Genomic DNA, 15,222 nt, shown 5'->3' with positions numbered 1-15,222 from the left:
TACAATGATATCATACAAATTTTTTTCAGCTCTTTTTCATTGAAAGGCAATAATTCATAGCCGACATAGTACAATAGCTACAAATTATAGCTTATAAAATGTAGTGAATGATAGCTAAAGTGATACCGCCTAATACCGCACTAACCGGAATAGTAAGAACCCAAGCCCACAACAGGCTTATCGTAACACCCCAACGTACTGCTGATACACGCTTCACAACACCTACCCCTATAATCGAACCTGTAATCGTATGTGTCGTAGATGCCGGTATACCAAAGTGTTCGGTGATCCCCAACGTAATGGCACCTGCTGTCTCAGCACTCACACCTTCTAATGGGGTTACTTTCGTAATTTTGGTGCCCATGGTTTTTACGATTTTCCAACCCCCACTCATCGTACCTGCGGCAATAGCGACATAACAGGATAAAGGTACCCAAGCGGGCATGGATTCAAAATCGGGTATAACCTGTTGTGCGATTAAAGCCGTAGCGATAATACCCATTACTTTCTGTGCATCGTTTCCTCCATGTGCAAAACTTAAAGCAGCAGATGAGATGAGCTGACCAATTTTAAACCATTTCTCTGCAACAGAGGGTCGGGATTTTTTAGCCAGATTGATGATAATTAATGTAATGATGATCGATATCGTCATTCCGATTACTGGTGCAAGGACGATAAACGAGATAATTTTTAATGTTGCACTGATATTAATTGCTTCAAGTGGATTTGCTCCCAGAATTAAGGCATAAGCCATACCCGATCCTGCAAATCCTCCAATTAAGGTATGTGATGAGCTGGATGGAATACCATAATACCAGGTAAATAGATTCCATGAAATGGCGGCTACAAGACCCGCAAAGATGACCTCCAACGTGATGTATTGTTCGAGGACAGTCTTAGCGATTGTATTGGCCACCTTGTGGTCGGTAAAATAAAAATAAGCGGCAAAATTGAATAATGCTGCCCAAAGAACAGCCATAAATGGCGTAAGTACTTTAGTCGAAACCACCGTCGCAATAGAATTGGCTGCATCGTGAAAACCATTAATGTAATCAAATGCGATAGCCAACACGATAACGACAACTAATAATGTTGTGATCATAATATATTATGCTTTAATATTGTTAAAAATGGTGTTATGCATTTTTAACCAAAATGCTTTCTAATACATTAGCCACATCCTCACATTTATCCGTAGCATCTTCCATCGCCGACAACACCTCTTTATATTTGATAAGTGTAATCGCATCTTTCTCGTATTCAAAAAGATCAGCTACGGCCTTGTCAAAAATATAGTCTGCTTTATTTTCTACACTATTAATACGTACGCAAGAATCTGTAATGTTGCGAATGTTTTTAAGATCTTTCAGTTCGTATAATGCCGTAGCAACATGTTCTGTAGCTTCCAATATCAAATCTGATATTTCAATCATGGCTTGACTTGGTTTCTCTACTTTGTACAACTCCATCCTATTCGAAGCACCGTGGATAAAATCTGCAACATCATCCAATGAACTGGCTAAAGCATGAATATCTTCGCGATCAAAAGGAGTGATAAAATTTTTACCTAATTCTAAGTGGATCTGGTGGGTAATGTTATCACCGGTATGTTCAAGGTCTTCTAATTTTTTAGATATTTCTTTTCTGATCTCTAGGTTTGTGCTGTTGACACTTTCTTTCAACAACTTCGCCATCTCGATCAAATTGGCTCCGGCCTGTTCAAATAAGGGGAAGAATTTTTTGTCCTTCGGGACAAAATACTGAAAAATGCTATTTAAAGACATAATGATAAAATTTGCTACAAAAGTATAACCTTAATGTTAAGTTAATGTTAAGTTTAACAGGTTTAATGTCTAGTTTGTTTTACTCTTTGCTAAAGTAAACCCAAAAGTGGTACCGACCCCTTCTGTACTTCTCACATTCACAGTTTGTTGATGGGCCTCTAATATATGTTTAACAATGGAAAGCCCTAGTCCGGACCCTCCGATATCTCTGGATCGACTTTTATCCGTACGGTAGAACCGTTCAAAAACACGGGATAGGTTTTTTTCTTCGATTCCATAGCCATTGTCGGTCACTTCTACCAGAATCTGATCGATAAGAGGAAATACACTGATCGTGGTTTTTCCATTCATTTTGCCATATTTCAAGGAATTATCGATGAGATTGATCAATACCTGCTGTATTTTTAGACGATCCGCTTTGACAAAAATGGTGCTATTGTTTTTTAAATTGGTAATGAGACTAATGTTGTTCTTTTTTGCTTTATCAATTAGTTGTTCTGTGGTCTCGATAATAAGTGCAGCAAGATCAAACTTTTGAATATTTAAGGAGATTTTCCCCGATTCTAATTTGGAGATTTCATCCAGATCATTGATGAGGTAGGTTAGACGATCAATATTTTTAGCTGCTTTATCCAGAAAGATTAATGCCATCTCGGGGTCTTCTTCTATCATACCATCCTGCATGGTCTCGATATACCCCTGGATAGCAAATAGGGGTGTTTTGAATTCGTGCGAAATATTGGATAAAAATTCTCTCCGAAACTTTTCCTGCTCCTTGAGCTTATCAATTTCTGATACTTTCTGTGTCGCCCAATCGCGTACTTTTTGTTCCGCATCTTTAATCGGATCATCGCTGGAATGTTGCGCCAATACATTCTGGATGTCTTTACCCAGTTTCAGGTTATTTATTAATTTATAGATATTGCTAATCCTCTTGTTAATGTAGGTCTGAAAAATATTATCCAGCGCGATGTAGCTCACTACAAGTGTAACGAAAAATATGAGCACAAAATGCGCCCAGTTATTTTCATAAAACAGACTTATAAAAGCCAGCGACCCCGCAAATATGAGAGATAGGCTGATGATTAATGCCCTAAAGTTCATAAAAAACCTTCATGTTTAAGTAGTAACATCAATGGCCACAAACCGATATTAAAATCTAGCAATTATCGTTTTTCCGCCGACGACCTTGTCATTTATGTTGACATCAATCTGGGTGCCTAGCGGCAAAAAAATATCTACACGGGAACCAAATTTGATAAAACCAAACTCATTTCCTTGTGTCACTGTATCGCCTTCTTTTACATACCACACAATCCGTCGGGCCAGGGCACCTGCAATCTGACGGAATAATACCTCGGTATTATTTTGATGCTTTACGACCACTGTTGTACGCTCGTTATCGGTAGAAGACTTGGGATGCCAAGCAACTAAAAACTTGCCGGGATGGTATTTGAAGTAGGATACGATGCCTGAAATGGGGTTTCTGTTCACATGAACATTGATCGGTGACATGAAGATGGATACCTGGATCCGCTTATCTTTAAAATATTCAGTCTCTTCCGTTTCCTCGATGACAACGACTTTGCCATCTGCCGGGCACAGGATGATATGATCGTCCACAGAAATGTTTTTCCTCGGGCTCCTAAAAAATTGGACTATGGTAATGAAAAGAAAGGCCGAAAAAATATACAATACCCATTTGACCAAAGCAGATGCGTCATAATAATCAGCTACCGCATTTATGATGAATATGAATAATATAGTAATTGCAAGGCTCGTATAGCCCTCCTTGTGAAACTTCATACTGCTGTTTTTTTTTACAAACTTAGAAAATTTATTTTAACTATTCTCCATTTTCTCGGTTGATGCGCACGGAGTGAAAAATCAATTCTTTCGGGCTATTTGTGATGTTAAAAGTAACGGTGAGTATATCATCTATTTCTTGCCCATCTTTATAAGAAGGAAGGTAATACGGTACATCTTTAATGATGGTTTCCAATGCTTCTTTGGTGCCGGATGAAATTGTGTCGGGAAATTTGATGTCGATTACCTGAGGTTCATCTTTAAGGGAAACGGCTACTTTATACTGAATGGTAGCTTCAAAATCATCATTTAGCTGAAAATTTAATGGTTTTGAAGCCGTAGTGAAACGTTTGGCTAAGTAAATCGAAAAACCCGAAAAATCATCAAAAGAGCAGTTTTTTGAAATAAGCAGCTCTGCTTGTCCAAAGTAGTCGCTAGGTAAGATGCTGAAGTCATTTAGATTGGTAAGACTGGCTCTATAATAGTTGAAAAAATCGTGCGCATGGTGGACTCTACGGCGAACCCCATTTTCATAATATTCTTCACCGATGTAATAATAGTTCGTTTTTTGCTTATCCCCTAGCATCACTTGCCATATACCATCTGGCTTTCCTTTTTTTATTTTACCTTTTCTATTGTAAAATGTGAATCCATGTTCCGTAAATCCAATGATGGGCATCGTGAAATCATATCTTCCTTCTCCATTGGTGACGATTTGCTGGGCTTTCTGGTTCCACATTTGTTTGATGGCATAATCTGCGGTGTCAAACTCTAAAAATAACATGGGTTTGCCATCGGGGTAATAGTAATTCCATTCCCCAAGATATTCCCCATCTTTAAATATGGTTTCCCATTTCAGCTTTCCGTTGGGATGGTACGCTTTAAAAATACCGTCTTTTTTTCCGTTAACGTAGTTTCCTGACAAAAGGATATGTCCATTAGGGCCAAAATCTTTAAATTCGCCGTGAAATTGGTTCTTGGACGGAATAAAACCCGCTACGCGTTCGATATATTTGAATGGGCAGTTTTTTTCAACTAAATAATAATTCTGGTCAAAGAAAAATCGCACTAATCCCTGAGGTGCCGGCTCCAGAAACACCGGTTTACCTACGGAGTCCTGTTGTGCCCAACACAGATTCCCATATAGAATAACATATATTAAAAGTAGAACCGATCTTCTCATCAACATTCTAATGTGCTTCCAGCCAATTTCCACCTGTTCCAATTTCCACCTCTATGGGTACGCGCATCGGAATAGCAGTTTTCATTCTATCAAATATAATACTTTTAAAATCTTCTATTTCATGTTTTGGAATATCAAATACCAACTCATCATGTACCTGCATGATCATCTTTCCGGATAATTTTTTATCCTGAATGTCTTTTTGAATATTAATCATTGCAACCTTAATCATATCAGCGGCAGAGCCCTGGATCGGAGCATTTACTGCATTTCGCTCTGCAAAACCCCGCACCGTCATATTTGCCGAATTGATATCGCGAAGGTATCTGCGACGTTTCAGAATGGTCTCGACATAACCATTTTCTTTGGCAAATTCTATTGCTTTGGACATGTACGTGCGGATACCGTGATATTGTCCAAAATATTGGTCAATTATGTCAGCGGCTTCCCGACGAGGGATACCTAAACTTTGAGAGAGACCAAAAGCAGACTGCCCGTAGATGATGCCAAAATTGACCGCCTTGGCATTTCGTCGCTGCTCGGAGGTGACTTCGTCTAAATCTATTCCGTAGACTCTAGCTGCTGTTGCACGGTGAATATCATGCCCTTGTGTAAAGGCATCGAGCATATTCTCATCTTGGCTCAATTCTGCCATAATACGAAGTTCAATCTGTGAATAATCGGCAGATAGAATAATGTGATCATCAGCCCGCGGAATAAATGCTTTACGTACTTCACGGCCTTTTTCTGTTCGGATCGGAATATTCTGCAGGTTAGGGTTCGTCGAACTCAGGCGCCCTGTAGCTGCTACAGCTTGATTGTATGAGGTATGGATGAGGCCGGTTTCCGGATTGATCAGCGTAGGTAAAGCATCTACATAGGTGGATTTAAGTTTCTGCAATTGACGGAAGTCCAATATGTCTTTTACAATATCTGATTTGTGTGCAAGCGCAGATAGTACGTCTTCCCCGGTTTTATATTGGCCTGTTTTTGTTTTCTTGGCTTTCGGATCCAGGTGTAGCTTATCGAACAACACTTCGCCTAGTTGTTTTGGCGATGCAATATTGAACTTTACACCTGCTTTTTCATATATCGTGTTTTCAAGTACTGCGATGTCAAGCTCTAAGGATTTGGAAAAAGTGCCGAGTGTGTCAATATCAATTTTGACACCTGTTTTTTCCATTTCGGCCAACACATATACCAAGGGAAATTCTACTTCTTCGGCAAGCGCGCTGGTAAATGTGTTTTCAAGCAGGGGTTTAAATTTTTCATGAAGTTGCCAGGTGATATCTGCATCTTCACTTGCATATTCTTTGATTTTTTCAATTTCCACATCGCGCATGTTACCCTGGTTTTTACCCTTTGCGCCGATTAGTTCTGTAATGGATACCGGGCTATAACCCAAATAGGTCTCTGAAAGAATATCCATGCCATGACGTGTGTCGGGATCAATCAGATAATGAGCCAGCATGGTATCAAATAATGGACCATGTACGCTTACGTTGTACCGGGATAGGAGAAGTAAGTCGTATTTAATATTCTGTCCGATCTTTTGAATGGCAGTATTTTCGAAAACAGGTTTGAAGATATTGACAATAGCCTGTGCTTCTGTTTTGTCGCTCGGTGTAGGAACGTAATAAGCCTTACCTGCTTCAAATGCAAAGGATAGCCCTACAATCTCCGCCTGTAGTGCATCAAGGCTAGTGGACTCTGTATCGAAACAAAAGCTGGATTGGGCAGCTAAAAGGTTGGCTAGTTTTTCTATTTCCTGTGGGGTATCGACCAATATGTAATCGTGATCGGTATTTAAAATGTTGGAAGAAGGGGATGCGGGTAATGGAATCTCTATGCTGCTATTGGTCGGCGTTTCGCTGATGACTGCAAATAGATCCATCTGTCCGTTAGCAGATTTGGAAGGGGAATCGGTGATGGTAAAATCATCTCCAAATACACGTTTGCCAAGCGTCCTGAATTCCAGTTCCGCAAAAAGTGGTTCCAAAAGCTCTTTATTAGGTTGATCTAATACTAAGGCTCTCTCATCTAAATCAATGGGAACATCAAGCAGTATCGTAGCTAGTTTTTTGGAAATTAGTCCCTGCTGCGCAAAATTTTCAACATTCTCTTTTTGCTTTCCTTTAAGTTTGGCCGAATTGGCAATCAATCCTTCTACAGAGCCAAACTCCTTGATTAATTTTTTTGCTGTTTTTTCGCCAATTCCCGGTATTCCAGGGATATTATCTACGGCATCGCCCCAAAGTCCCAGAATGTCTATGACCTGACATACATCTGTTATTTCCCATTTTTCAAGTATTTCGGGAACACCCAGTACCTCGGCACCATTGCCCATGCGTGCGGGTTTAAGGATGAAAATCGATTCTGATACCAATTGTCCAAAATCTTTGTCAGGTGTCATACAGTAAACGGTAAATCCTTCTTTTTCCGCTTTTTTTGCCAGGGTACCGATGATATCGTCTGCCTCGTAACCGTCCATTGTAATAATGGGGATATTAAAGCCTTCGATAAGACGAAAGATATACGGAATTGATGTTGCCAGATCTTCGGGCATTTCCTGACGGTGTGCTTTATATGCTTCGAACTCTATATGACGGTTAGTAGGAGCAGCCGTATCAAACACGACAGCAATGTGTGAGGGCTGATGATTTTTCAATACTTCCAACAGGGTATTGGTGAATCCCATTATTGCACCGGTGTTCAGACCGTAACTCGTCAATCTCGGCACCTTATTTAATGCAAAGTATGCTCTATAAATCAGAGCCATCCCGTCTAATAGAAATAATTTTCTCATTAAAATAGTTTATTTATCCGTATTTACACAAAGGTAATAAAATCGATGCAAGCTTGATATTAATAATTTTTTACCACTTTTGTATTCGGATATGATAGATAAGTCGGTAAGTTTAAAAGCATGAGAGGATTAGTAACAAAATCTACCGGAAGTTGGTACCAGGTTTCGGGAGAAGACGGGGAGCAATACGATTGTCGTATCAAAGGGAAGTTTAGAACCAAAGATATTAAGACGACAAACCCTATTGCCGTGGGCGATTGGGTGCATTTTGATTTAGAGCCCGATCAGGCAAGTGGTGTCATCAACGTATTAGAGCCGCGCAAAAATTACATCATCCGTAAGTCTGTCAACCTTTCCAAGCAAACGCAAATAATCGGGGCAAACCTGGATCAGGCAATTTTAGTGGTGACATTAGCATCTCCTCCTACCTCGCTTGGATTTATAGATCGTTTTTTGGTAACGGCGGAAGCCTACGATATTCCTGCGATTTTGGTGTTTAATAAATTGGATCTGTTTAGCGAAGAGGGGTTGGAAATATTGCAGGAATACAAATCCATATATGAAAATATTGGCTATCCCTGTTATGAGGTGTCGGCAATAGAAGGTACGAACATAGATGCGATTCGGGATCTTTTGAAAGATAAGGTATCCTTGGTATCCGGGCATTCGGGTGTTGGTAAGTCTACTCTGGTGAATAGGATTGTGCCCGGGACGGAATTGAGAACTGGCAATATCTCTGATTGGTCTGACCAAGGGAAACACACCACTACATTTGCCGAAATGATCGGTCTGCCGTTCGGCGGTAAATTGATTGATACGCCCGGAATTCGCGAATTGGGAATAGTGGATATCGAGAAGCAGGAGTTATCTCACTTTTTCCCCGAAATGCGGCAATTGATGAATAAGTGTAAATTTAATAATTGTAGACATTTGAACGAACCGGGTTGTGTGGTGTTAGAAGCCGTGGAAGAGGGCGATATAGAATCTTCGCGTTACGATAGTTATATCAGTATATACAATAATGAGGATACGCGGCGATAAGCGTCTTCGGTTAAAACAAAAGATATTTTTTGTTGTTTAATGAGATACACCTGTATGCTCACGAAGTAACGATAGATATATGAACCTAATCTGGAAATGGATACTCATCATTCTGGCTCTCCTATTTTTGGTAGTGGGTGGCGTGGTGTGGTACTACGGAAGAAACTGGAAGCCTATCCTGGAAGCCAAGATTAAGGAGGTTGTTCATAATTCCTCAAATGGATTGTATACATTAGCATACGATGATTTGGATCTCAACATTGGATTGGGAAATGTTACCCTTCGTGAGGTCGAATTAATTCCCGATTCTGCGATTTATCAGCAGATGATAGTGGATCAGTCGGCACCCGATAGCCGTTTTCATATCAAGCTGAAGGCATTGAAGATTAGGCGGTTTAGCCTGTTGGATGTGTTAAGAAGCAGGCAGCTGTATATTAAAAGTATTTTTCTTGAACAACCGGAAATTCATGTGATGTCGGAACAGCATGCTTTCAACGATACCGTATCCACTGAACCCAAAAAGACACTTTACGAAAGTATAGAAGATATTTTTACTTCCGTCAACGTGCGCGATGTACAATTGGATGATGTCAAGTTTACCTATTCGAAGATAGATTCGGGCAAATCCAGTGGCGTTGAACTCAACAAGGTGACTATTAAAGTGCATGACGTGTTGGTAGACAAGACCTCCATTAGCGATTCTACTCGGCTATTCTATGCCAAAATGATAGATGTACACGTACCTGGATTTGAGTATGATCTCCCCGATGGGTTTTATAAGTTGAAATTTGATGATTTAAGTATTAATACCAGAGATCAGAACCTTTTATTGACCAAATTTGCTTATGAACCCAAAATGGCTAAATCTGCTTTTTTTAAACAGAAAAACAGAAATATCACCATGGCTATTCTGAAGTTTGACACGCTACGGCTTGAAAATTTGGATTTTAAAGCGTTTCTCGAAAATGGAAAAACCATTGCCTCTAGCGTACAGTTAAAAAATGGAATAGTTGACCTGTCAAATGATAAGCGATATCCGAAATATCCTAAGAATAAAATAGGCCATTCTCCTCACCAAAAGTTAATGAAACTGAATAGTCTGATTCGATTGGATACTGTTCTGGTTGATAATGTTACGATTACGTATTATGAATTTAGTGCTAAATATGGAAGAGAGGGTTCGATTAGTTTTGACAATGCGAGGGGAAATTTGACCAACGTGACGAATGATACGTTGGCCCTTCAAAAGGACAAATTTATGCGGGCGGATCTCTCGGCAAAGATCATGAATTCGGGAAATTTGCAGGCCAAATTTGGATTTGATATGTTAAGTAAAAATGGTTACCACACCTATAAGGGTAGTGTAGGAGCCATGAATGCCATAGCTTTCAATCGTATTTTGAGACCTTTGTTAAACGTTGAGTTGGCTTCAGGAAATATGAAGAAGGTAACCTTTGATATGGAGGGGACTGATCATAGAAATTGGGGTGATTTTAGATTTGATTACGATAATTTAAAGATTAGTCTGCTCAATGAGCAGGAGAAAGGGCAAGCTCAAACTTCTAAAAAAATAATTTCCTTCCTCGTGAATCAGATCATCATCAACGATAGTAATCCGGATGCCAATGAAATCTATCATATAGGTAAGATAAATTATAAACGTGACCCCGAGCATACCTTCTTCAAGACCCTATGGCAAAGTTTGCTGGATGGGATAAAGCAAACTGCCGGCATAAGTCCGGAGCGGGAAGCCCGATTAATGGGTACTGCCACGAAGGCTCAAGATGTGGTAAAGGAATCCAATTCGGCGGTCAATAAAACAAAAGGTTTTATAAGAGGTATTTTTAAGAAAAAGTAAAATCATTTATCTATTTTTGGCCGTACGGAAAAAGTATAACCATTAAATTATACGTGAAGCCATCATGAGTATACCCGTTGCAGAAGGCAAGGGAATATGTTCATGATAGCTTCATCACCTTTAAAAAGAAAATGTAACTGATGAAAAACTGGTTTAAGGAAAACTCTACACATCTTATTATTGTTGCCATATTTATACTATTGGTAATTTTTTACTTTACACCGTTGTGGCAAGGTAAAGCCTTGGCACAACAGGACGTTGTACAGGCTTTAGGTAGTCAAAAAGAGATTTTTGACTATAAGGAGAAAGACGGGCATGCTCCCGAATGGACAAATTCTATGTTTGGCGGTATGCCTACTTACCAAATATGGTATGAGCACGCATCCAATGTAACAACCTATTTCAATAGGGCCATAAAAATGGTATTTCCGTTGCCGGCTGATGTGATCTTGATCTACTTGTTGGGGGCCTATTTTCTACTCAGTGTACTCCGGGTGAGACCATGGCTAGCAGCCGTGGGAGCTGTCGCTATTACATTTTCATCCTACAATTTTATTTACATAGAAGCAGGGCATGTTAATAAAGCTTATGCCATAGCATATATGGCACCGATAATAGGTGCTATTATCCTATGCTATAGAGGCAATCGATTATGGGGATCTGTTTTATTGGCCGTTTTCTTGTCTTTAGAGATCCGAACCAATCATATTCAAATGACGTACTATTTGTTGATCGCTACGTTGGTTTTGGTTGGTTTTGAATTGTACTATGCTATCCGTGATAAGAAGTTGCCCAAATTTGCGCAAGCAACTGCACTGCAGTTGGCCGCTGCGGTAATTGCGGTGCTGGTGAATGCTTCTGTGCTATTCCCTACTTATGAATATAGTAAGCTTACTATTCGCGGTAAAGCTAATATTGTAAAGGTCGAAGATGGTGCAAAAGATAGTGGTCTGGATAGGCAGTACGCTTATGCCTGGAGTCAGGGAGTTGGTGAAAATATTACCTTTCTTATTCCAAATGCTTACGGTGGCAAATCACAAGGTGTTCTGGCTAAAGAGTCGAATGTAGTTAAGTTTTTTACCGGACTTGGTGTACCTGAAGTACAAGCGGTACAGTTTGCACAAAACTTGCCAACGTATTGGGGCGAGAAGCAATTTACTTCAGGACCCTGGTACTTTGGGGCAGGTATTTTCTTTCTATTTGTGCTGGGAATTATAATTGTTAAAGATCGCTTGAAATGGTGGATCCTTGCTACCTCTGCACTCATTGTTTTATTGGCCTTAGGACGGCATTTTCCATTGGTATCTGATCTTTTCTTCGACTATGTGCCTTTATATAATAATTTTAGGGCAGTAGAATCTATTTTGGTCATTGTTTCTATTCTTATTCCACTCCTGGCTATTCTGGCGGTACAGGAACTGCTGAATCGGGCACAGGAGATCCCTAAACTAGACAAGAAAGTATTGTATACGTTTATAGGTGTAGGCGGATTTTGTTTACTCGTGGCCCTTTTGCCAGATCTGTTTTTGAATTTCAAATCGTCCAATCACAGTGAACTTGTTGCCGGATTAGGCCAACAACTTGGTGATACGAATCTGGGACAGCAATTGGGCAGCGCATTGGTAAAGGATCGTGCCGCACTCGCTTCTGCTGACGCTTGGCGTTCGCTATTCATTGTAGCTTTAATCTTTGCATCGGTATGGGGGCTATACAAGAAAAAGGTGACGTCCACGGTGTTTGTCGCTATCTTAGGAATAGTAACGTTGGTAGATTTATGGTCAGTGGATAAGCGATATCTGAATCATAAGTCATTCATGGAGGAAAGTTTGACTAAGAGACCCATTCAAGAGAAAGAAGTGGATCAATTGATTCGAATGGATAAGGATCCGAGTTACCGGGTTCTGGATTTGACGACAAACGCGTTCTCAGACGCACATGCTTCCTATTTTCACAAGAATTTAGGCGGATACCATGCCGCGAAACTGATGCGTTTTCAAGAGATTTTGGAACATCAGTTTAACGGTGCAATTAATGAAGACGTATTGGATATGTTCAATGTACGTTACATTATGACGAAAGATCCTTCAAATGGATCCGAACGCATCCAACGGAGAAGTACAGCGGCAGGAAACGCCTGGTTCGTGGAAAAAGTGACTTTCGTAAGAGATAATGCACAGGAAATGCAAGCTATCAGTAGCTTTGATCCGTTAAAAGAAGCGTTTGTGCATGAAGAGTTTAGAAATAAAATTAATGCAGGACGTTTGGGACAACCCGGGAATGCAACAATAAGCTTGGTCAGCTATCACCCCGATACCTTGAAATATGAGTATTCGGCACCTCATGATGCTTTTGCCGTATTCTCTGAAGTGTACTATGAGAAAGGATGGAAAGCTTATATAGATGGTGAAGAAGTGCCTATTTTACGAGCGGATTATATATTAAGAGCATTGCAGCTTCCCGGGGGGAATCATACGGTAGAATTCATTTTTGCTCCTTCGACCATGCGCATTAGTAATGTGGTTTCTTTAATAGCTTCTATTGTTTTGGTAGTTGGACTGATTGCAGTGGTGTGGTGTACTAATAGGAAGCGGCACCCTAAAAAAGCATAAAGCATAAAGCGGAACCGGGTAAGGGTATTGAAGAAGTGCGTGTTTCGGTTTTCTGTGGAGAATTGTTGGTGTTAAAAGAAGGTTTATTTTAGACAGTTTGTCGCTCGCCGCGACAGGGCCTTCATTTTTTCTTGATAAAAAACGAAGCAAAAAATCAAGGCTGATACCGTATTTGTCGTTTCGGCGATGCGATGATGCAGTGTGCAGCTCTTAGGCCTCCACCGCTCTGTCCCACGGCAAGGGCTGAGATCTGCTTGGCTGAGTGTAATTGTAAGCTTCTGCAACGCATCATCTGCTGCCTGCACGTCCAAATCCGCTAAGGCCGTTTTTTTTCAATTCAGCTCAAGTATAAAGTAAATATTAACAATAAATGCACTACCCTTTCTTACACGACAAACGTCGCCTGTGAAGCTTTTGGCAATAGCATTGGGAGGCACTGTCCCTACGGCCAAAAGGTTCGAGCGACGATTTTTTCCTTCTTTTTATAAAAAAAGAAGTCGCCCTGCGCCGGCGAAAGAGGCGCAAAAAATAGATTAAAAAATACCTTCCTTTTTATGACCCCCAAAAGTTTGACCCAAACCAATCTGCAATTGTTCCTTCAATATGCAATGCCGACAAGATTGTGCTTTTCGAACGACTTCTTCCGGTTTTAAAAGAGTTTTAACTGTGGATCCGTAACACGGAACGTCTTGCGGTGATGCGGTGTGAAACCATGCTGTAATACAGCATTACGATGTGCTATAGTTGGGTATCCTTTATTGGATTTCCAATCGTACGACGGATACTCCGCGGCTAAGTGAGTCATGAAATCATCCCGATAGGTTTTGGCTAAAATAGAAGCAGCGGCGATAGACAGGTATTTTCCGTCACCTTTTATAATGCACTCATGTCTTATATCCTGATAGGGAATAAATCTATTGCCATCAACAATGATGAACTCGGCTTTTACAGTTAAGGCATCTAGCGCCAAATGCATAGCCTTGTATGAAGCATTATGAATGTTGATTTTGTCAATATCTTGTGGCGAGACGCTGGCTACGGCAAAGGCCAAAGCTTCATTCTCAATGACGGGACGCAATTCTATTCGTTTTTTTTCTGACAGTTTCTTCGAATCGTTCAGAATGGGATTGCAGTATTCAGGTGGGAATATCACGGCCGCTGCAAAAACAGGTCCGGCGAGACAGCCTCGTCCTGCTTCATCGCAGCCGGCTTCAATATAGGTGTACTGAAAATGAGATAGTAACATCGTATTTCTGTGTAAAAGTGTAACTTATCTGTGATATAATGCTGTTAACATTAATTTACGTTACTTATTTGTTCTTTTGTACAAAGATATGTACTTGTTTAAAATAAGTTTCACAGTTTTTGCTATATATAAAATACAGATAGATTCGATGATGAATAAATTTTGGGTTTTGTTAATTATAGGTAGCTTACCATTGGTCACTTTTTCGCAAAAGAAGAAGTCGGATGTGTATACCTTTCAATCGATATCCAGTATCACAGTGGATGGGGACCTTAAAGAGTGGAATGATCAATTAATTCCTGTAGAAGGTGACGCATGGTTATTCGGTGTTGTAAGAAAGGAAAATAAGTTGTTGGTTGCGGTACGTGTACAGGATCCTACATTGAGGCAGGAAGCCATTCGAAATGGCATTATCGTGAATATTAGTTATACGCGTAAAAAGAAAGATGGCGCTCGACTTATATACCCTTTCCCAGACAGGGAGCGATTGCGCGCGCTGTCGCAAACCGAAGACCTAGATCTTTCAACATTGCAGCTGGAGCTATTAAATAGTTCCAGGGGTTACTATCTGAACGGTTTTTCAAGGGTTGTAGACGGACTTCTTTCTTTTAAAAATAGTTATGGTGTCAAAGCTGTTGTTAAACTTGATAGCAATGAGAACTTCGTATATGAGTCGATGATTCCGTTAGATCTTATTGAGTTTAAGGAGGAAGAGATCGCAGTACAAATTGTTGTAAACAATACATTTATTCAACTACAGAAGATGGCCAAGAGTAGGTCTGTGAATACACCATACTCCATATACGGTAGGGTACAACCCACGGCAACCGTTCGTAACCCGTATAAATTCAAAACGGATGTATGGATCTTTGGTAAAGTAAAATAGTAA

The 15,222-nt window shown here is 40.1% G+C and carries 11 protein-coding genes; 4 read left to right on the top strand and 7 right to left on the bottom strand.

All coding sequences use genetic code 11. The features are described 5' to 3' along the window. Positions 1-91: 91 nt before the first annotated feature. The 6 genes from E4F24_RS07595 to polA form a co-directional block, all read right to left on the bottom strand. Positions 92-1,102, bottom strand: a complete 1,011-nt coding sequence (locus E4F24_RS07595; RefSeq protein ID WP_140938080.1) for an inorganic phosphate transporter — start codon at positions 1,100-1,102, stop codon at positions 92-94. A gap of 34 nt (positions 1,103-1,136) precedes the next feature. Beyond that, positions 1,137-1,784, bottom strand: coding sequence for a DUF47 domain-containing protein (locus E4F24_RS07590; protein WP_140938079.1), 648 nt, complete (start codon positions 1,782-1,784; stop codon positions 1,137-1,139). A 69-nt stretch (positions 1,785-1,853) separates the two neighbouring features. Beyond that, positions 1,854-2,888 (bottom strand): sensor histidine kinase, encoded by a 1,035-nt coding sequence (locus E4F24_RS07585; protein WP_140938078.1) that lies wholly within the window; start codon positions 2,886-2,888, stop codon positions 1,854-1,856. Positions 2,889-2,936: 48 nt separating this feature from the next. Beyond that, a complete protein-coding gene (locus tag E4F24_RS07580; protein ID WP_140938077.1) occupies positions 2,937-3,590 on the bottom strand; it encodes a phosphatidylserine decarboxylase family protein in 654 nt (217 codons plus the stop codon). Between the two features lie 40 nt (positions 3,591-3,630). After that, complete coding sequence (locus E4F24_RS07575; RefSeq protein ID WP_181182404.1) at positions 3,631-4,773, bottom strand: toxin-antitoxin system YwqK family antitoxin; 1,143 nt, start codon at positions 4,771-4,773, stop codon at positions 3,631-3,633. A 7-nt stretch (positions 4,774-4,780) separates the two neighbouring features. Continuing rightward, complete coding sequence (gene polA / locus E4F24_RS07570) at positions 4,781-7,579, bottom strand: DNA polymerase I (RefSeq protein WP_140938075.1); 2,799 nt, start codon at positions 7,577-7,579, stop codon at positions 4,781-4,783. A gap of 120 nt (positions 7,580-7,699) precedes the next feature. Between polA and rsgA the strand changes: the two genes are divergently transcribed. From rsgA to E4F24_RS07555, 3 genes are all read left to right on the top strand, one after another. Continuing rightward, entirely contained in the window at positions 7,700-8,620 is a 921-nt protein-coding gene (gene rsgA, locus E4F24_RS07565) for a ribosome small subunit-dependent GTPase A (protein ID WP_140938074.1), read from the top strand. Positions 8,621-8,699: 79 nt separating this feature from the next. After that, the gene (locus E4F24_RS07560) at positions 8,700-10,478 is read left to right on the top strand and encodes a hypothetical protein (protein WP_140938073.1); all 1,779 of its coding nucleotides are present in this window, start codon (positions 8,700-8,702) and stop codon (positions 10,476-10,478) included. 140 nt (positions 10,479-10,618) lie between these two features. Beyond that, on the top strand, positions 10,619-13,087 hold the full coding sequence (locus tag E4F24_RS07555; RefSeq protein WP_140938072.1) for a YfhO family protein: 2,469 nt from the start codon (positions 10,619-10,621) through the stop codon (positions 13,085-13,087). A gap of 649 nt (positions 13,088-13,736) precedes the next feature. Here E4F24_RS07555 and E4F24_RS07550 read toward each other — a convergent pair. Continuing rightward, entirely contained in the window at positions 13,737-14,333 is a 597-nt protein-coding gene (locus E4F24_RS07550) for a ribonuclease HII (RefSeq protein WP_140938071.1), read from the bottom strand. Positions 14,334-14,481: 148 nt separating this feature from the next. Here E4F24_RS07550 and E4F24_RS07545 point away from each other — a divergent pair, with 148 nt between their 5' ends. Then, positions 14,482-15,219 (top strand): hypothetical protein, encoded by a 738-nt coding sequence (locus E4F24_RS07545; protein WP_140938070.1) that lies wholly within the window; start codon positions 14,482-14,484, stop codon positions 15,217-15,219. The last annotated feature ends 3 nt before the right edge of the window (positions 15,220-15,222 follow it).

Source organism: Sphingobacterium lumbrici (genome assembly GCF_006476045.1).
Lineage (GTDB): Bacteria > Bacteroidota > Bacteroidia > Sphingobacteriales > Sphingobacteriaceae > Sphingobacterium > Sphingobacterium lumbrici.
Note: the sequence above shows the minus strand (reverse complement) of the source record. Positions and strands in the feature narration are given on the sequence as shown.